The 19,039-nt window shown below is 68.4% G+C and carries 17 protein-coding genes; 8 read left to right on the top strand and 9 right to left on the bottom strand.

The window, feature by feature from the left end; all coding sequences use genetic code 11:
• The first annotated feature begins 247 nt into the window (after positions 1-247).
• The 5 genes from ABD05_RS18455 to ABD05_RS18435 all read left to right on the top strand — a co-directional run bounded on the left by ABD05_RS18455 (position 248) and on the right by ABD05_RS18435 (position 6,085).
• Positions 248-886 (top strand): LysE family translocator, encoded by a 639-nt coding sequence (locus tag ABD05_RS18455; protein WP_047901604.1) that lies wholly within the window; start codon positions 248-250, stop codon positions 884-886.
• 345 nt (positions 887-1,231) lie between these two features.
• On the top strand, positions 1,232-2,005 hold the full coding sequence (locus ABD05_RS18450; RefSeq protein WP_047901603.1) for a DUF3348 domain-containing protein: 774 nt from the start codon (positions 1,232-1,234) through the stop codon (positions 2,003-2,005).
• Positions 2,006-2,015: 10 nt separating this feature from the next.
• Positions 2,016-4,823, top strand: a complete 2,808-nt coding sequence (locus ABD05_RS18445; protein WP_047901602.1) for a DUF802 domain-containing protein — start codon at positions 2,016-2,018, stop codon at positions 4,821-4,823.
• A 3-nt stretch (positions 4,824-4,826) separates the two neighbouring features.
• A complete protein-coding gene (locus ABD05_RS18440; protein ID WP_047901601.1) occupies positions 4,827-5,471 on the top strand; it encodes an OmpA family protein in 645 nt (214 codons plus the stop codon).
• Positions 5,468-6,085, top strand: a complete 618-nt coding sequence (locus ABD05_RS18435; RefSeq protein WP_047901600.1) for a DUF2894 domain-containing protein — start codon at positions 5,468-5,470, stop codon at positions 6,083-6,085. The genes ABD05_RS18440 and ABD05_RS18435 overlap by 4 nt, the downstream gene beginning before the upstream one ends.
• A gap of 25 nt (positions 6,086-6,110) precedes the next feature.
• Here ABD05_RS18435 and ABD05_RS18430 read toward each other — a convergent pair whose 3' ends face one another.
• Positions 6,111-6,614 (bottom strand): DM13 domain-containing protein, encoded by a 504-nt coding sequence (locus ABD05_RS18430; RefSeq protein WP_047903634.1) that lies wholly within the window; start codon positions 6,612-6,614, stop codon positions 6,111-6,113.
• Between the two features lie 250 nt (positions 6,615-6,864).
• On the opposite strand from ABD05_RS18430, the gene ABD05_RS18425 reads away from it, so the two are divergent.
• The gene (locus ABD05_RS18425; RefSeq protein ID WP_047901599.1) at positions 6,865-7,170 is read left to right on the top strand and encodes a DUF4148 domain-containing protein; all 306 of its coding nucleotides are present in this window, start codon (positions 6,865-6,867) and stop codon (positions 7,168-7,170) included.
• 79 nt (positions 7,171-7,249) lie between these two features.
• Here ABD05_RS18425 and ABD05_RS18420 read toward each other — a convergent pair whose 3' ends face one another.
• From ABD05_RS18420 to ABD05_RS36325, 5 genes are all read right to left on the bottom strand, one after another.
• Entirely contained in the window at positions 7,250-7,822 is a 573-nt protein-coding gene (locus ABD05_RS18420) for an NADPH-dependent FMN reductase (RefSeq protein ID WP_047901598.1), read from the bottom strand.
• Between the two features lie 97 nt (positions 7,823-7,919).
• Positions 7,920-8,555 carry a hypothetical protein gene (locus ABD05_RS18415; RefSeq protein ID WP_047901597.1) on the bottom strand — a complete coding sequence of 212 codons (636 nt, stop codon included), beginning with the start codon at positions 8,553-8,555 and terminating at the stop codon, positions 7,920-7,922.
• Positions 8,556-8,744: 189 nt separating this feature from the next.
• A complete protein-coding gene (locus tag ABD05_RS18410) occupies positions 8,745-9,830 on the bottom strand; it encodes an RNA-guided endonuclease InsQ/TnpB family protein (RefSeq protein ID WP_047903633.1) in 1,086 nt (361 codons plus the stop codon).
• Positions 9,831-10,302: 472 nt separating this feature from the next.
• Positions 10,303-11,586: an isoprenylcysteine carboxylmethyltransferase family protein gene (locus ABD05_RS18405; protein ID WP_047901596.1), complete on the bottom strand. Its 1,284-nt coding sequence runs from the start codon at positions 11,584-11,586 to the stop codon at positions 10,303-10,305.
• 120 nt (positions 11,587-11,706) lie between these two features.
• Entirely contained in the window at positions 11,707-13,938 is a 2,232-nt protein-coding gene (locus tag ABD05_RS36325; protein ID WP_082146153.1) for a collagen-like triple helix repeat-containing protein, read from the bottom strand.
• Between the two features lie 359 nt (positions 13,939-14,297).
• Here ABD05_RS36325 and ABD05_RS18390 point away from each other — a divergent pair, with 359 nt between their 5' ends.
• Positions 14,298-14,696 carry a carboxymuconolactone decarboxylase family protein gene (locus tag ABD05_RS18390; protein ID WP_047901593.1) on the top strand — a complete coding sequence of 133 codons (399 nt, stop codon included), beginning with the start codon at positions 14,298-14,300 and terminating at the stop codon, positions 14,694-14,696.
• A gap of 55 nt (positions 14,697-14,751) precedes the next feature.
• On the opposite strand, the gene ABD05_RS18385 is transcribed toward ABD05_RS18390, so the two are convergent.
• The 3 genes from ABD05_RS18385 to ABD05_RS18375 are packed head-to-tail and all read right to left on the bottom strand — an operon-like array spanning position 14,752 to position 18,237.
• Positions 14,752-15,747, bottom strand: coding sequence for an alpha/beta fold hydrolase (locus tag ABD05_RS18385; protein ID WP_047901592.1), 996 nt, complete (start codon positions 15,745-15,747; stop codon positions 14,752-14,754).
• A 7-nt stretch (positions 15,748-15,754) separates the two neighbouring features.
• Positions 15,755-17,338, bottom strand: coding sequence for a flavin-containing monooxygenase (locus ABD05_RS18380; RefSeq protein ID WP_047901591.1), 1,584 nt, complete (start codon positions 17,336-17,338; stop codon positions 15,755-15,757).
• Positions 17,335-18,237: an SDR family NAD(P)-dependent oxidoreductase gene (locus ABD05_RS18375; RefSeq protein WP_047901590.1), complete on the bottom strand. Its 903-nt coding sequence runs from the start codon at positions 18,235-18,237 to the stop codon at positions 17,335-17,337. The genes ABD05_RS18380 and ABD05_RS18375 overlap by 4 nt, the downstream gene beginning before the upstream one ends.
• A gap of 103 nt (positions 18,238-18,340) precedes the next feature.
• Here ABD05_RS18375 and ABD05_RS18370 point away from each other — a divergent pair, with 103 nt between their 5' ends.
• Complete coding sequence (locus tag ABD05_RS18370; protein WP_238594159.1) at positions 18,341-18,982, top strand: TetR/AcrR family transcriptional regulator; 642 nt, start codon at positions 18,341-18,343, stop codon at positions 18,980-18,982.
• Positions 18,983-19,039: the final 57 nt, after the last annotated feature.

Genomic DNA, 19,039 nt, shown 5'->3' with positions numbered 1-19,039 from the left:
GGCGGGGTGTCCGGTTAACAGGATGAAAGGTGCACCGGCCGCGCGGGGTTACAGATCGCGCCCGAGAAACCCGGTGCCCGGCACCGGATTGAACGCGACAGGCGGCACGGGATGACGGGAATGAGGGCCAGCATAGCAGCGCGCGGCCGCTTTCGGTCACGCGCGAAGCGTGCCAGAATCGGCGGCTCGACCGTCGGAAACGACACGCAGGCGCCGGCGCATCGGCGTCGCTGACAAGGAGACTTCGATGAATGCATCGGCTGCCGTACTCGCGATCCTGGCCGCGCTGTGGCTCGGCGCGATGATTCCGGGCCCGAGCTTCGTGCTGGTTGCCCGCAATTCGATCGGGCTGTCGCGCCGCGACGGGCTCGCCACCGCGCTCGGCATGGGCATCGGCGGCATCGTGTTCGGCGGCGTCGCGCTGGCCGGGCTCTATACGCTGCTGCAGGCCGTCGAATGGCTGTATATGGGCCTCAAGGTCGCGGGCGGCGCGTACCTGATCTACATGGCGTCGAAGATCTGGCGCGGCGCCGACCGGCCGATCGCGATGGACGATCCGCAGGCGATCGCCGGCGGCAGCGCGCGCAAGTCGTTCTGGACGGGCCTCACGACCCAGCTCAGCAACCCGAAGACGGCGATCTGGTACGGCAGCATCTTCGCGGCGCTGCTCCCGCAGCATCCGCCGCTGTGGTGCTACCTCGCGCTGCCGCCGCTCGTGTTCGGCGTCGAATTCGGCTGGTACACGATCGTCGCGCTGTGCTTCTCGACGCGCCGGCCGCGCGAGCTCTACCTGCGTGCGAAGAAGTGGGTCGACCGCATCGCGGCCGGCGCGATCACGCTGCTCGGGCTGCGGCTGATCCTGAATGCGCCGAAAGCGGGGATCTGACCGCTTCCACTCCCGATCCGCATCGCACGGCGGCCGACCATTCCCGTGGTCGGCCGCCGGAGCGAACCATCCGAACCGCGCACCACGCTTCCGGAAACCGCGAGTCGTCCGGAAACGCCTTCTTTTTCCTCATGACGCACCGGGCGAGGCCCCCGGCTCCCCGATCCCGGCAACTCGCCGAGCCGCCTCCGACGGTATTCCCGGCCACCCGCTACCGCCCGCGGAGCCTTGCGCGACGGGCGTCCGCGTGTGTCGCCCGGTGCGCCGGACCGCGCCGCTTCCCCGATTCTGGCGGTCGACCTCCCGGCGACGTGTAAACTGCTGCCTTTTTTGACGGTTTGCAGCATGGTGCAAGCTCCTCCGCGCCCGGCATTGAGCGGTCCGACCCTCGTCCGGCTGCTCGCGCGCCTGGCCGATGCCGACGTCGCGGAATCCCGGCAGACGCTGTCCGACCGGCTGAGCCAGTGGCTCGGCTGGACCGACGCGATCACGCTGTCGTCCGCGCTGACCGCGAGCCCGCCCGGCGTCGCGGCCGGCGTGCGCGGCTACGACGCGGAGCGCGACTGCGCGCGCGTGCGCCACGATCTCGCGCAGGCGATCACGGCCACCAACCGGCCGCGTACGCGGCGCCGGCCCGGCGACATGCCGCCGCCGGCCGCCGACACGGCCGATTTCGCGGACTTCCGCCAGCGCTATCTGTCCCTGCAGCAGGACATGGAAACGGCGATCGGCCAGTTGCGCGGCCGCCTGCGGGTCGCGCTCGCCGCGCGCTCATCCGGGATGGCGCGGCTCGCGACGCTCGACGCGATCATGGAGCGCGTGCTCGGCGCGCGCGAGCGCAGCCTGCTGTCGGCCGTGCCCGCGCTGCTCGGCACGCGCTTCGGGCGGCTGCGCGACGCGGAACGGCAGGCGCTGGCCGATGCCGAATCCGCCGCTGCATCCGACACGGCCGGTACGGCCGATGACGGCGCGGTTGCCGACGGCGCGGCCGTCGTGGCGATCGTGCCCGGCGCATGGCTCGACACGTTTCGCGACGAGATGCAAAGCATCCTGCTCGCCGAACTCGAGGTCCGGTTTCAAACGGTAGACGGGCTGCTCGCGGCCCTTCGCACCAGCTAATCAACACGCTATGTCCAGAATTCGCATTGATCTCGTTGTCTTCGTCGCCGGTCTGCTCGCAGTGGGCTGGATCGGCGTCGGCTATGTCGCGTCGAACCCGCTGGCGTCGGCCGTCACGCTGCTGATCGGCGCGTGTTACGTCGCCGGCGCATGGGAACTGCTGCGCTACAAGCAGGCGACCGCCACGCTGTCGCGCGCGGTCGCGGGCCTGGCCGAGCCGCCCGCGAAGCTCGACGCGTGGCTCGACACGCTGCCCCCGGGCCTGCGCGGCGCCGTGCGGGCACGTGTCGAAGGCGCGCGCGTCGCGCTGCCGGGCCCGGCGCTCACGCCTTACCTCGTCGGCCTGCTGGTGCTGCTCGGCATGCTCGGCACGCTGCTCGGGATGGTCGTGACGCTGAAGGGCACGGGCGCCGCGCTCGAAAGCGCGACCGATCTCGACGCGATCCGCGCGTCGCTGATCGCGCCGGTGAAGGGCCTCGGCTTCGCGTTCGGCACGTCGATCGCGGGCGTCGCGACGTCCGCGATGCTCGGGCTGCTGTCCGCGCTCGTGCGCCGCGAGCGGATCGACGTAGCGCAGCAGCTCGACGCGAAGATCGCGACGACGTTGCGCGTGCATTCGTCCGCGCACCAGCGCGACGAATCGTTCCGGCTGTTGCAGCGCCAGGCCGACGTGATGCCGGCGCTGGTCGACCGGCTGCAGACGATGATGACGACGCTCGAGGCGCGCAGCGTCGCGCTGCACGATCGCCAGCTCGACAGCCAGCAGGCGTTTTTCGACCGGACCGAGCGCGCGTATGCGGGCCTCGCGTCGAACGTCGGCGACGCGCTGAAGGAAAGCGCCGCCGAAAGCGCGCGCGTGGCCGGCGCCGCGCTGCAGCCGGTCGTCGCGGCGACGATGACGGGGCTCGCGCAGGAGATGGCCGCGCTGCGCGACACCGTGACGGGCGCCGTGCAGCGCCAGCTCGACGGGCTGACGGACGGCTTCGAGAAGACCACCGGCAACGTGACGGCCGTCTGGAACCGCGCGCTCGACGAACAGCGCCGCGCGGGCGACGCCGTCGCGCAGCAACTGCAGACGACGCTGGGCCAGTTCACCGATACGTTCGCGCAGCGTTCGACGGACCTGCTCGACGGTGTCGCGATGCGCCTCGAATCGACCGAAGGCCGCCTGTCGGACGCATGGCGCGAAGCGTTGTCGCGCCAGGAGCAGGTCGGCGAGACGCTGGCCGGCCAGCACGCGCGTGCGCTGGGCGAAGCCGCCGCGACGTTCGAACGGCATTCGGGCGCGACGCTCGCCGCGATGCGCGAGTCGCACGCGGGGCTGCAGACCGAACTGGCCGCGCGCGACGAACAGCGCCTCACCGCGTGGAACGACTCGCTGGCCACGATGGCCGCGAAGCTCGGCGACGAATGGCAGCGCGCGGGCGTGCATAGCGCGGACCGTCAGCAGGAAATCTGCGATGCACTTGCTCAAACGACGCGCGAGCTCACCACGCAGGCTTCGACGTTCGAACAACGCTCGAACGAACTGCTGTCGACGATCCGCGATTCGCACACGGGCCTGCAAACGCAACTGGCCGCACGCGATGAAGAACGCCTGTCGGCCTGGAACGATTCGCTGGCCGCGATGGCGACGAAGCTCGGTGACGAATGGCAACGCGCAGGCGTACACAGCGCGGGCCGTCAGCAGGAAATCTGCGATGCACTCGCTCAAACGACGCGCGACCTCACCACGCAGGCTTCGACCTTCGAGCAGCGTTCGAACGAACTGCTGTCGACGATCCGCGATTCGCACACGGGCCTGCAAACGCAACTGGCCGCGCGCGATGAAGAACGTCTGTCTGCGTGGAACGATTCGCTGGCCGCAATGGCGACGAAGCTCGGCGACGAATGGCAACGCGCAGGCGTACACAGCGCAGGCCGCCAGCAGGAAATCTGCGACGCACTCGCGCAAACGACGCGCGATCTCACAACGCAGGCTTCGACCTTCGAGCAGCGTTCGAACGATCTGCTGACGACGATCCGCGATTCGCACGCCGGCCTGCAGACGCAACTCGCCGCACGCGACGAACAGCGCCTGTCCGCGTGGAACGATTCGCTCGCCGCGATGGCGGCCGCGCTGCGCGACGAATGGGCGCAGACGAGCGCGCAGGCCGCGACGCGCCAGCAGGACATCTGCGACACGCTGGCCCGCACCGCGAACGACATCACCGCGCAGGCGCAGGTGCATGCGAGCGACACGATCAACGAGATCGCGCGCCTCGTGCAAGCCGCGTCGGAAGCGCCGAAGGCCGCGGCCGACGTCGTCGCCGAACTGCGCCAGCGCCTGTCCGACAGCATGGTGCGCGATACCGCGACGCTCGAGGAGCGCAGCCGCCTGCTCGCAACACTTGAAACGCTGCTCGGCGCGGTCAACCATGCGTCGACCGAACAGCGCACCGCGATCGACGCGCTCGTCAGCACGTCGGCCGACCTGCTCGACCGCGTCGGCGCGCGCTTCAACGACACCGTCGATGCCGAAACGCGCAAGCTCGATTCGGTGGCCGCGCAGGTCACTGCGGGCGCGGTCGAGGTCGCAAGCCTGGGCGATGCGTTCGGGATGGCCGTGCAGGTGTTCGGCGAATCGAACGACAAGCTGCTGACCCATCTGCAGCGCATCGAGGCCGCGCTCGAGAAATCGCTCGCGCGCAGCGACGAGCAGCTCGAGTACTACGTCGCGCAGGCGCGCGAGGTGATCGACCTGAGCATGATGTCGCAGAAGCAGATCGTCGAAGACCTGCAGCAGCTCGCCGGCCGGCGGGCACCGGTCGGAGCGTAACGCATGCACGACGAAATCGACGGCGGCGCGCCATCCGCGCCGGTGTGGCCCGCGTTCGCCGACCTGATGTCGGTGCTGCTCGGCGCGTTCGTGCTGATCCTCGTCGGCGTGATCGGCATGCAGCTGCAACTCACGTCGAAACTCGAGGAAGCCGTGCGTGCGCGCCAGCTCGAAGCGCAGCAGCGCAAGTCGCTCGAACAGGCGCTCGCCGGGCCGCTCGCGGCCGGCCGCGTGACGCTCGTGAACGGGCGCATCGGCATCAGCGGCAACGTGCTGTTCGCGCTGAACTCCGACCAGTTGCAGCCTGCGGGCCGCGACTTGCTGAAGACGCTGGCCGCACCGCTGGCCACCTACCTGAAGACGCGCGACGAGATCCTGATGATCAGCGGCTTTGCCGACGACCAGCAGGTGCATGCCGGCAACCGCCAGTTCGCGGACAACTGGGAATTGTCGGCCAAGCGCGCGTTGACGGTCACGCGCGCGCTGATCGACGCCGGCGTGCCGGCAGCGTCGGTGTTCGCGGCCGCGTTCGGCTCCGAACAGCCGGTCAGCTCGAACGCGGACGATGAAGGCCGCGCGAAGAATCGCCGCGTGGAGATCGCGCCGGTGCCGCGCAAGAGCGCATCGAACGGAGGGAAGGCGAAGTGACGGAACACGCGACGCCCGCCCGCGCGACGCTCGACGCATGGCGCGAGCAGGGCGTGGACCGGCTCGATCCCGTGCGCTTTCACCGGATCGACGCGCTCGAACGGCGCGCGGCCGTGCTCGATGGCAGCGCGCGCGAATTGCTCGACGCGCGGCTGGCAGCGTTGATCGAAGGCTTTGCGGAGGTCGTTGCGCGGGCCGATGAAGCGAAGGCCGCGCACGACAATGCGGAAGCCGCGGCAGGTGCGCCCGTGCGCGGCACGATTGCGGAACTCGTCGAACGGCTTGCGCGCGATGCGCAGGCCGACCGGCGCGGGCTCGATCCCGAGCTGGTCGACTACTTCCGCACGATGTGGTCGAAAGTCCGCACGGAGCAGCAGTATCGCCAGTCGCTCGATCAGGTGCCGCGCAATGCGGGGCCGCTCAATTCGAACAGCCTCGTGCACCGGTCGCTGTCGACGATGCGCGAGCTGTCGCCGGAATATCTGCAGCAGTTCATGTCGTACGTCGATGCACTTGCGTGGCTCGAGGATCTCACCGGCGGCGGCGCGCAGCCCGAGAAGGAAGCGCCGCGTGTGAAGACGGTGAAGAAGGGGACGCGGAGCAAGAGCCGGTAGCGTGCTCCGTTGCAGCGTTGGCCGGTTACATCGATAACTGGCCCGATGTCGCCGCATGTTGATACCGGGCCGCGCTGATGAATTTCGAAAAGCGTTCGCACCAGATCACGACCGACGTGTACTGCGCGGGATTCACGTCGGCGGGAAGCGGCACGACGAAATTGCCGAATGTCTTCAGGTCGCCCACGCGCGCGGCACGCGCCTTGATCGCGAGGAACGACGCCTGGGTGTCGACGAATTCCGGAACGAGATAGATCTTGTAGTCGGGCCCCGGTGCGACGTCGCCTTCGAACGTGAGCGACGAATCGGTGATCGTCAGCTTGCCGTCCGCCCAGTGCAGCGGATCGCTTCCCGGCAGATTGCGTTCGAAGCGACCGGTGTGGCGTGCATTTTCCGTGGCCACTTGCAGTTCGACGGCGCTAGCGCCCTCCGATGCGGTCAGGATCGGCAGCACGTAGATGCCCGCGGCGAATGCAACGAGACCCGTCGCGAGATGCGACGCGATCAGTATCCAGATTCTGGTTTTCATGGCGGCCCCTTTGAGCGAGAACAGGCGGTGGCGCATGGCCACATGCGTGTAGTCGCGCGAGCCGGCGAAATCTGACAGCCGGTCGGTTTTCATCTGAACATGCCGTTCACATCGGGCGCGACGCCTGGCCGTGGTTCGGTACGGCATCGCGACACGGCGTCGAATAAATTTCGTCGGCGGGTGTCATTTTTGCGCTCGCGGATCGACTCACTCTCCATCGACAACGTCGTCGATGCCAAGGAGAGTTCACATGAACAAGCTTGCTCTGTATGTTCTCGCGACGGTTGCCGCGACCGCTTCCGTTTCCGCATGGGCCGCGCCGCAGTCCACCGTGACGCGCGCCGAGGTCACGGCCGAACTGGCCGCACTGCACGCGGCCGGCTACCGTCAGACCGGCGAAGACCCGCACTATCCGGCGCGACTGGCGGAGGCGCTGACGAAGATCGGCTCGACCGGGACGTCGACGGCCGATACCAGCGGATACGGGATGGCCGCACCGGCCACGAGCGAATCGGGCTCGATCGCCGCCGACAGGCCGATCTATCGCGGACGATGATCGTGGCAGGACATTGCGCCTGTCGACGGGCGCAATGTCCGATTCATCGGGACTGCGATGCGTTTCCCGATGCGCAGCGTCAGCGCGGCGGCGCACCTTCGGCAATCGCCGCGCCGAGCGCGTGCAACGCATCGACAAGCGCCGACGCGAACGGCGGATGCGCAGCAATGCCCGCCGCATCGAGCTGGCTGCCGAGGATCGGCAGCGTGATCGACGCACGCTCGACGATGCGTGCGGACATCACCGACAGCGTTTCCCGCAAAGCCGCGTCCGCATGCGTCGCACGCGGCGACGCATTCAGCACCGCGACCGGCTTGTAGACGAACGCTTCGCATCCGACGACCCAGTCCAGCGCGTTCTTGATCACGCCGGTCACGCCGTGCGCGTATTCCGGGCTCGCGATCAGCACGCCGTCGGCCGCGTTCAGGCGATCGATCAGGTCGCGCACGGCGGCGGGCGACGGGTGTTCGGTATCGGGGTTGAACAGCGGGAATTCGCCGAGGCGATCGAAGCGCGCGATGCGCATGCCGCGCGGCGCGACGAGCGCGGCTGCATCGAGCAGCGCGGCGTTGTACGACTGCGACCGGAGGCTGCCGCACAGGGCGACGATGTCGATGCGGCGGTCGGTGTCGGTTCGGGGATCGGTGGTCATCGATGAGCGTTTCGGTTGGCGTGATGCGCTGTCGCGTCGCGCAGACCGGACGGATTATCGCATCGGCGTTCGGGCGGCGTGGCGCGTGTCGCCGACGCTACGCGCGTGACGCGGCCTGCGCTGCTCCGTTGAGAATTGTCGCGGAATCGCAGCGAACCGGTTCGGCGTCGCTCATCCCGGCCGCCCGCGCGAATTCCGTCATCGCCCACCCGTTGCCGAGCAACAGCCGCCGCGTATGCAGCGCGCCGTGCACGTCGTCCGGAACGGTGTCGCCGAGATAACGCAGCGCGCGGCCTTCGACATCGACGAAGCCATGCCGGTAATCGTGCGCGAGCGCCGTCCACAACTGCGCGGCGCCGACCGACTGGCGCGCGCCGCTGATCAGGCACAGCCCCGCGTCGAGCCCCCAGCGATACAGCGTCGTCGCAAGGCCCTTGCGTTGCGCCGAGCCGCGCAGCCGCGTATGCGGCGCGCGCAGGTAGCGATCGGCGCGGCGCGGGATTTCGGGAAGGCGGTTGAACACCGTGTAGCCGGCGAGCTGGCGCGCGGCCGGATCTTCGACATACAGGAAGTATTCGCCGTCCGCTTCGCGGTGGCGGACGATCAGGCCCGAGCGGCCGAGCGCGACGGCCGGCAGGCCGTGCAGGCGATGGCCCGGCTGGTGGAGGCGTGCGTAGAGCGTGTCGAGTTCATCGTCGATGTCGTGCTGGGAATGCTGTACGTCGATGCGCATGGCAAAGGTCGCCCGTCCCGGGCGGTTCGAGAAAGAGGTTCATCGCAAAAAGGGAAAAGGAATGGGTGCGGCCCCCGGGCTCGGCAAAGCGAGCCGGGGCCGCGAATCAGCTGGGGATGTGCTGGAAACCGGCGGCGATCGCGGCGAGGCCCGCGATGCAGAGTGCGAACAGGATCAGGACTTTGTAGATCACGTCTCTTTCCTCTTGATGTCTTCATCCGCCCAAAGGCGGCCGATTCCCACTACTGGCGATGCACGTCCGCATCGGAGAATGTTCAACGCAGCGTTGGTATCTCGATCATGCACGACACCGCAGCCACCGCAGGCCCACTCTCTTATTCGCAGTCCCGCGATACCTTTCGGCCGCGTCGTGCTGTCTTTCGACCCGCACGCCGAACAGGACTGGGTAGAACCGTATTCGTCCACTTCCTCGAACGTGACCCCGTGCGCTATCGCCTTGTAGCGAAGCCTGTATCGGAAGGACGACCAGGATACGTCGTTGACGCTTTTCGCCATCCTGGTTTTGGCGAGACCGACGGCCGACACGTTGCCGACCGCGATGTAGTCGAAGCGCCGCACCAGGGCGAGCGCGAGCTTGTGCTGGAAATCGGCGCGGGCATTCGCCACCTTCGCATGCAGTTTCGCGATATGGCGCTTGTGCTTTCGCGCCCGTTGGGCTTTCGCCAGCTTTTCGGCCGCGCGCTGGCTGAATCGGTCGTTGGGCACTTTCTCGCCGGTCGAAAGTGTGGCGAAGTCTTTCAGACCGAGATCGATACCGACGCCGGAACGGATCGGGCGCGCTGGAACATCGGGCATCTCGATCACGATATTGAGGAACCAGTTGCCGCGTGCATCCTGCGCAAAATTGGTTCCGTCCTTGATCTTTCCTTCGGGAAGCGGGCGGCTGCTGAACACGCGAAAAGTGTTGCCCGCAAAGCGAAACGCATCCCCCTCGCGCTTCAGATCGCGCCCCTTCAACGGCACCCAGCCAAGCGATTTCCTGCCGCGATAGCGCAGGTAAGGGCGTCGGTGCTGGCTGCGCGACTTCGCGTACTGCTCACACGTTGCGTTGACCGTGCCCGAATGGATGCTGAGTTCCTTGCTGCTGCCTGTCGTCAGCCTGTTCAGATCGAAACCCGTCGGCCACTTCTTGTTCCACTTGAGCGCGTGTTTCTGCGTGTCGTTGCAAAAGTTCCAGACATAGTTCACCGCACGGCTCTGTTTGTTAAGCAGTCCGTTGAGCGACTTCACTCGGTAGCGGTAGACAAGAATCATGCAGGCCATTCTAGCGTTGGGATGCCGTTTGTCGACGACGCTCCTTTCCTCCCAGCCATCAATAACGAGATTTCTCAGAGCGACTCGGAATGCACGGTGCCGGCGGGCGGCATCGCGGAGACGGTGAGCGGCGGGCATGGCCCGCACGGCCGTCGTGCGGGACGACGGTCGGGTGTCCGGGCGACGGATCGTGCGCGGACGGCCAGCACCATACGCGAGGTGCCGGGGGCGGGCAATCGGACTGGCGGAGAAAAGCGACGAAAAGCGGGGAATCGCGGCGTTTCGCGACAATTGGCCGCAAGGGGTTGCGTGTCGCCGTGTCGACCGATGCGTGTGAACCGGGATCGCAACGCGATGGGGAAAGTGCGTGGCGATTGTCTTTGTATGCCCGGAACCGGCGAAACGTCGATGTCCGTGCGACGGCAGGCGCGGCATGCATCGCCGCCCCGGCCGCCGTCCTCCGGTCACGCCGTCACGCCGGCTGCTGCACCCCGAACGCCTGCCTGATCCTCGCAAACAACCCGTGCTGCGCAATCCATTCGGCGTACGCACGATAGTCGGGGTCGCGCATCAGGTGGCGTTCTTCCGTCTTCGCGCGCAGGTAATAGATCAGGTTGACCGCGACGAGCGCAGCGCAGTGCATGAGCCCGATCTGCCAGCCGAGCGGCTCGACGAACGGTACCGACACCATCCAGTACGACAGGTTCTTCGCGATATACGCCGGATGCTTCGTGAAGCGGTACGGGCCCGACGTGATGATTCCGCGGTTGGTGAGGTTCGAGAAGCGCAGCCCGAACGAGATCGTCGACAGCGCGTAGGTCATCAGCAGCAGGATGATCACGGCGCCCCAGATCACGCGCAGCGTCGGCGCGGACAGCAGCCAGTTGTCCCAGAACAGCGAGCCTTCGTAGCGGATGTAGTGGCTCGAGATCAGCGACCAGAACGGTTGATAGCAGATCAGCGCGGCGCCCCAGCCGAGCGCCGTCGGCTCGACCGTGCGCACGTGACTGTCGAGGATGCGGAACGTGCACAGGTAGCCGACGGTGCCGAACATCAGGTCCATCGTGAACGACAGGTCGTACAGGAACGAGAACGTCGCGAGCGACATCGGCGCATTCATCGCGTGCGCGAGCGACGCGGTCAGGTGATCGGCGTCCTTCGACAGGTAGACGGTCATCAGCGGCAGGAAGAACGTCTTCACGCCCCAGCCGGCGAGCATCTCGCGCACCGGCTGCCAGCTGGCGGGCCGCTCGCGGCGGAACAGGAAGCGGCCCCACAGCAGGTACGCGTCGTCGGTTTCGCGCTGATGGCGGTCCATCCACATGAAATAGAACGGCGCGGCGACGATCACGTACGGGGCGAGCGCGCGCAGCAGCGACCAGAACGGCAGATAGAAATCGCCGTGGTATTCGGGCAGCAGCCAGTACAGCATCCCGATGCCCGCGTAGATCGACGTGAGCGCGCCGAGCCGCGTCGCGACGCGCGCAAGGCCGAGCGGCCGCACGGCCTGGCGCGACAGCCCCGCGCTCGGGCGCAGGTAGACGCGCGAGATGAGGATTTCGTGCAGCGCGATCGTGCCGATGATCGCGAGGCTCGCGATGATCGCGCGCGTCGCGGCGTCGAGGGCCGGCTGGTCGCGCGTGAACCACAGCGCGAGGAGCCCGGCCGTGATGCCGAGCAGGCCGGCGCGGAATGGCGTGGCGGAACGGGGCGGGCGGTCCTGGACCGCGGCGACGCCGTCGAGCGTGGAATTCATGATCGGATCCTCGTCGGGATGAGGGCCGGCGCCCCCGCTTGGCGGGTGACGCCGGCCGTCGGCCGGGCTTTGTATTGATGCGTGCCCGGCCATTGGCCTGTGGTTCTGGTAGGTAAAGCGTTACTTCTTGGTGCCGCCGCCCAGCAGTCCGCCGAGCAGGTTCGTCACCGGCGACAGCAGGTTGCCTGCACCGCCCGCGGCGGCGCCGTTCGAGCTGCCGGTCAGGCCGGCCGGCGTCGTCGCCGTGCCGGTTGCGCCGCCGGGGCTGACCGTACCGTTGGCGCCCGCCGAGCCGGCCGGCGTCGTCAGCGCGCCTGTCAGCGTGCCGACCGGGCCGCTCGTCAGCAGGCCGCCGACGTTGCCCGTCACGTTGCCTCCCGGCGTCGTGACCGTACCGGTGAGGCTTGCGCCGAGCGGCGTCAGCGAGTTGACGAGGTTGGTGACCGGCGCCAGCAGGCCGCCGACGCCCGAGCCACCGGTGCCGCTGGTGCCACTCGTGCCGCCGGTCCCGCTCGTGCTGCTCGAACCGAGACCGCCGAGCGCGCCCGTCACCGTGCCGAGGAGGCCCGTGATCGGCGCGAGCGGGCCGCCGCTGGTGCCGCTCGTGCCGCTGGTACCACTGGTACCACCCGTACCGCTCGAGCTGCTGCCGCCGCCGAGCCCGCCCGTCAGCGTACCGAGCAGACCGGTAATCGGGGCGAGCGGGTTGGTGCCGCTGCTGGAGCTGCCGCTGGACAGCAGGCCGCCGGCCGACGTCACCGTGTTGCCGAGCTGGGACACGCTGTTGCCGGCGCTCGTGCCGACCGGGTTGCCGGTCGCGCTGCCGATCTGCGAACCGGCGAGGCCGAGGCCGCTGCCGAGCGTGCTCAGCAGTCCGCTGAGCGGGGCGCCGAGCATGGTTGCGCCGCCGAGCGTCTGCGTGGCGCCAGGCGTCGTGACGCCGCCGGTCAGCGTGTTCGTGATCGGGTTGATTACGCTGCCGAGCTGCGTCTCGAGTTGCTGGACCGGCGCGCTGTTCAGCGCGGTATTCAGCGCCGATGCGGTCGAGTTGACCGCATTGCCGACCGTGTTGACGAGATTGCCGACCAGGGTCGTCGCCGGCGCGAGCGGCGACAGCGGACCGGTGCCGAGGCTCGTCACTGCGTTGCCGAGGTTGTTGACCGCGCCGCCGGCGCCGGTCAGCAGGCCGGTAGTCGACGTGAGCGTCGGGCCGAGCGGGTTCGGCGACACGCCGATCGAACCGAGGCCGGCCGCGACGCCGTTGCCGAGCGACTGCACGCCGTTGCCGAGGCTCGTGACCGCGTTGCCGACGCTGGTGGCCGTCGTCGGGTTCGTGCCGGGGATCTGCACGCCGCCGATCTGCGCGCCGCCGTTCGCGACCGTCGTGCCGAGTGCCGTCACGAGGTTGCCGGATTGCTGGAGGACGTTGCCGAGCGGGGTGACGCCGGTGCCCGAGGTGCCGGAGGTACCCGAGGTGCCCGAGGTACCGGAAGTACCCGACGTACCGGAAGTACCCGACGTGCCGGAAGTGCCCGACGTGCCGGAAGTGCCCGACGTGCCGGAAGTACCCGACGTACCGGAGGTGCCCGACGTACCGGAGGTACCCGAGGTGCCGGAAGTGCCCGACGTGCCGGAAGTACCCGAGGTACCGGAGGTGCCCGACGTGCCGGAAGTGCCCGAGGTACCAGAGGTGCCCGAGGTACCGGAAGTGCCCGAGGTGCCGGAAGTACCCGACGTACCGGAGGTGCCCGAGGTACCGGAAGTGCCCGAGGTGCCGGAAGTACCCGACGTACCGGAGGTGCCGGACGTACCGGAAGTGCCTGAGGTGCCTGAGGTACCGGAAGTGCCCGACGTACCGGAGGTACCCGACGTACCGGAAGTGCCCGACGTACCGGAGGTACCCGACGTGCCGGAAGTGCCCGACGTACCGGAAGTGCCCGACGTACCGGAAGTACCCGACGTACCGGAAGTGCCCGACGTACCGGAGGTACCCGACGTACCGGAAGTGCCCGACGTACCGGAAGTACCCGACGTACCGGAAGTGCCCGACGTGCCGGAAGTGCCCGACGTGCCGGAGGTGCCCGACGTGCCGGAAGTACCCGACGTACCGGAGGTGCCCGAGGTACCGGAAGTAGTACCCGACGTACCCGAACTACCGCCACCCGACGTCCCCGACGAACCGCCACCCGACGTACCGGACGTCCCCGACGTCCCCGACGTCCCGCCGCCCCCCGACGTGCTCGGCTTGATCGACGGCGGGGTCGTCGGTCCATCGACCGAGCCGCAACCGTACAGCGCGAGCAGCGACGAGACGGCGATCGTTACCGTCGTCTTCTTGAAGATATTGTGCATGTTGGCCTCGACATTGGAAGTGTGTCCAAGCCTCCACTGCAAATTCCGCGCCACGACAGCGTTCGCGAAACGGTGTCGCGCTTTGTTGCGGAAATCGGGAATATCAACGCGATTTAAACGGAGGAATGGCGGTTTCGCGCGGCGGGTACGCGCGGTGCTCGGGAGTGGGGGTTTCGATGTTCCCGCAAGCCGCCGTAACGCGCGGCCGGATGTTACGTAGCGTTCGACCGCCCGTTACGCGAACGGCCGCGAACCGAGGGCCGCATCTTTGACGAAACGCGGCGGACCCGTGAACATGCGCGAAATCTCCCGGCTGCCGGCGATGCCGACTCGGCCACGACTTCACACAGGACACGGACATGAGCGAACAGGACAGGGAGCACGGCAAGGCGCGGCGGATCGACGTGATGGGTGAGGCGTTCGTCGAGCGCGCGATGCGCGACCTCGACGGATTTTCGCGTCCGTTGCAGAACTGGTTGAACGAACACGCGTGGGGCAGCACGTGGCAGCGAGGCGGGATCGACCTGAAGACGCGCAGCCTGTGCACGTGCGCGATGCTGGCGGCGCTCGGCCGCAGCACGGAACTGAAGGGTCACATTCGCGGCGCGCTCAACAACGGCGCGAGCCTCGTCGAGATCCGCGAGGTGCTGCTGCACAGCGCGCTGTACGCGGGCGCGCCGGCCGCGGTCGAGGCATTCCGCAGCGCGCGCGAGGTGATCGCGGATCTCGGGCTGTCGGTGCCCGACGACGAAGCCTGATTCCGCCGCAGCGCCGGCTGCCTGGCACGGGATCAGGCCCTGCGTCGCTTTTCGCTCAGTGCGCGACCCGCGCGGCATGCGTGGCTTGTGCGGCGTCCTCGGCCGGCGCGGCGGCGACTTCGAGCAGCCAGTCGGCCGTCGCATCCGGAATCGTGACCGGCAGCATGTGTCCGCCCTCGACGACCTTCAGCCGCACGCGCGCCGATTTCTTCGCGAGCGCGTCACCGTGCTCGCGCCAGTTCAGGATCGGATCGGCTCGGCCGTACAGCACATCGACCGGCAGTGTGAGCTCCGCATAGCGGCGTACCATCGCGGGCAGGTCGACGGGCGCCGACAGCAGGTCGGTCGCGGTCGCGTAGAACACATGCGGCCGCATCCCGAGCAGCCCGCCGCCCTTGGTGGGGAAGTCGCGCGGCACGTCTTCCGGCGCGAACACCTGGCGCACGGCCTTGCGGCCGGTCAGGATCGTCAGCGGGATGGCAAAGGTCCACGACACGAAACGGCGCACCAGCGGCGACGGCAGCATCAGCGGCCGGAACGGCGCCGGCGGCTCGGATTGCTCGTGCGACAGCGGCGCGATCAGCGCCAGCCGGCTTACGCGGTCCGGATGGTTGAGGCCGACCGCGAGCGCGATCGCGCCGCCGAGCGAATGGCCGACGAGCACGGGCTTGTCGAGCCGCAGCGCGTCGATGAACGCGGCGACCGTGCGCGCCTGCGCGAACACGTTCGCCTGCGAGCCCGCACCGCGGATCGAGCGGCCGGCGCCGGGCCGGTCGATGAGGATCACGCGATGCTGCTGCGCGAGCCGCGCGAGCGGCAGGTACGCGAAGTTGCGCAGTTGCCCCGCGAGCCCGTGGACGAACACGAGCGGCGGGCCGTTGCCGTATTCGACGTAGTGGATACGATCGCCGCTGATGTCGACGAAGCGGCCTTCGGGCGGAAACGCGCGCGTCACGCGGCGGGCCACGTAGCCGGAAAACAGCGCGAGCGCGGCGAGCACCGCGACGACGCCGAGCAGCACGTTCTGGATCAGATGGAGCGTATGGGTCATGTCGGTCTCACCGGGTTTCGAGAGCGGGTTCGGCAACCGGCGCCGTTGCGACCGGGCCGGCTTTCGCGCGGCGTTCGAAATGCATCGCCGAATCGGCGAGCGCGCCGAACTTCAGCGATGCGAGATCGAGCACGTAGTTCTGGTGGAATTTCCACGGCTTGCGGTGGCCCTGCTTCGGCAGGATGCCGGCCGCGCGCTGGATGTAGCCCGAGCTCAGGTTGACGGCCGGCACGTCGCCGAGATCGCCGGCGCCGAGCCGCGGCACGCACGTGTCATGGCCGTTCGCGCGCATGTGGTTGAGCAGCCGGCACACGTAGCGCGCGATCAGCTCGGCCTTCAGCGTCCACGATGCATTCGTGTAGCCGAACGACGACGCGAGGTTCGGCACGTCGCTGTACATCATCCCCTTGTACGACACGGTCTCCGGCAGGTCGACCGCGCGGCCGTCGACCGTGACGCGCGCGCCGCCGAGCATCTTCACCTTCAGCCCGGTCGCGGTGACGATCACGTCCGCGTCGAGCTGCTGGCCGCTCTTCAGCTGGAGGCCGGTCGGCGTGAAGCGCTCGATCTCGTCGGTGACGATCGACGCGCGGCCCGCGCGGATCGACTTGAACAGGTCGCCGTTCGGCACGAGGCACACGCGCTGGTCCCACGGCATGTAGCGCGGGGTCAGGTGCTTCGCGACGTCGAAGCCGGGGCCGAGCTGCTTGCCGGCCGCGCGGATGATGAACTTCTTCGTTTGATCGGGCTTGCGGCGCGACACGTTGTACAGGTACATCGTCAGCAGCACGTTCTTCACGCGCACGAGCCGGTGCGCGAGCCGCGACGGCAGCACGCGGCGCAGCGCGTTCGCGATTCTGTCGCGCGCGGGCAGCGACACGATGTAGGTCGGCGAGCGCTGCAGCATCGTCACGTGCTGCGCGTCGGCCGCCATCGACGGCACGAGCGTGACGGCCGTCGCGCCGCTGCCGATCACGACGACGCGCCGGTTCGCGTAGGACAGATCCTTCGGCCAGTGCTGCGGATGCACGAGCTTGCCCTCGAACGTGTCCATGCCGGGCCAGTCGGGCCGGTAGCCGGCGTCGTAGTCGTAGTAGCCGCTGCACATGAACAGGAAGCGGCAGGTGGTGACGAGCGTGTCGGTCGCGCCGTCGCGCTTGCGCTCGATGCGCACCGTCCAGCGCGCGCGGTTCGAATCCCAGTCGGCCGCGACGACCTTCTGGCCGTAGCGGACCGCCTTGTCGATCCCATAGGTACGCGCGGTGTCGCGGATGTAGTCGAGGATCGTCTGGCCGTCCGAGATCGCCTTGTCGTTGTGCCACGGGCGGAAGCTGTAGCCGAGCGTGAACATGTCGGAATCCGAACGGACGCCCGGATAGCGGAACAAATCCCAGGTGCCGCCGATCGCTTCGCGCGCCTCGACGATCGCGACGCTCGCATGCGGGCAGCGCTGTTTCAGGTGATACGCGGCGCCGATGCCGGACAGGCCGGCGCCGACGATCAGCACGTCGAGGTCGTTGCTGTCGCCACGATCATGGCGGGCGCCGGGGGCGGGCGGCGCGTCGCGCCGGTCGGTCGTCGTCGAGGTCATGCGGGTTCCTTGGTCGGCGTGGTCGGGAGTGCGGCCGGGGCGGGGGCGCGTTCGAGATTGCGTGCACGGGCGCGGCGCACGTGACGCAGCATCAGCCGCTGGTAGCCGGCGCCGAGCAGCCGCGCGATCCGGTCGAGGCGGCGCGCGTCGGCGCCGACGAGTACGCGGCGCGCATTGCGCTCGACGCCCGCGAGGATCTGCCGCGCGGCATCGTCGGCCGTCGTCGCGTTGATCAGGCGGTTCGCCTGCCGGCGATGGGTCGCTTCGTCCTGGCCCGTGAGCGCGTGGATGCTGGTATCGACGCGGCCCGCATCGACGATGTTCGTCGCGACGCCGCCCGGGTGCACGCAGGTCGCGCTCACGGGCGCGCCGTCGAGTTCGAGTTCCATCCGCAGCGCCTCGGTGAAGCCGCGCACCGCGAACTTGGTGGCGTTGTACGCGCTTTGCGTCGGCATCGCGACGAGCCCGAACAGGCTCGACGTGTTGACGACGTGCCCGTCGCCCGACGCGCGCAGGTGCGGCAGGAACGCCTGCGTGCCGTGCATGACGCCCCAGAAATTGATGCCGACGATCCATTCGAGATCGGCGATGCGCGCGGTTTCGGCGCTGGCGGCCAGCGACACGCCCGCGTTGTTGAAGATCAGGTTGACCTTGCCGTGTTCGGCGCGGACGAAATCGGCCCACGCGAACACCGCGTCGCGGTCGGCGACGTCGAGCCGCCGCGTGCTCACGCGCACGCCGTGCTGCGCGCACGCGGCCGCCGTGCCGGCGAGCCCGGCTTCGCTGACGTCGGCGAGCGCGACTTCGCAGCCGCGCCGCGCGAGCTCGACCGCGAGGCTGCGGCCCATGCCCGAACCGGCGCCCGTGATCGCGGCGACCTTGCCGGAAAACCCGTTCATCCGTTGCTCCTCCCGTTCCGCTTGTGCTGCACCGGCGGCGCGTCTATTGTGGTGTTGGTCGTCACCACTTTAGTTTTCGGGTGTCCTGATGTCAAATAGCGGAATGGAGAAAGCACTCGAAACGGAAAAACGGGGCCGGTCGTATGGCGGCGTGGCGCCCGAGGTGCGTGCCGCCGAGCGACGCGAGGCGCTGATCCGCGCGGCGACGCGCGTGTTCGGCACGGTCGGGTTCCGCAAGGCGACCGTGCGGTCGATCTGCCAGGAAGCGAAGCTGAACGATCGCTATTTCTATGCGGCGTTCGACAGCATCGAGGATTTGCTGCGCTGCACCTACCTGCATCACGCGCAGCAACTGCATGACGCGGTCGCACAGGCGGTCGCCGCGCGCGGCGGCGATCTGCGCGAGAGCGTCGACGCGGGGCTCGCCGCGTTCTTCGCGTTCCTGCGCGACCCGTGCGCGGCGCGCGTGCTGCTGCTCGAGGTGATGGGCGTGAGTGCGGATACCGACATGACGTACCAGCGCATGCTGATCGACTTCGGCAAGCTGATCATGGCGATCGGCGCGTCGCACGAGGCCGCGACGCCCGCGGAGCGCACCGAGCAGCGGCTGATCGGGCTCGCGCTCGTCGGCGCGATGACGAACGTCGGCGCGGCGTGGCTGCTCACCGGCTATCGCGATCCGGAAACGCAGATGGTCGCCAGTTGCAGGAAGGTGTTGCTGGGGACGTTGCGGGAGATCGGCTGAACGGATGGCATCCGGCGGTGCGTGTTACCCGCGGCAATTGACTGCAGGCTGAAAATG

It is taken from the genome of Burkholderia pyrrocinia (genome assembly GCF_001028665.1).
Classification (GTDB): Bacteria; Pseudomonadota; Gammaproteobacteria; order Burkholderiales; family Burkholderiaceae; genus Burkholderia; species Burkholderia pyrrocinia.
This window is presented reverse-complemented; position numbering and strand designations above follow the sequence as displayed.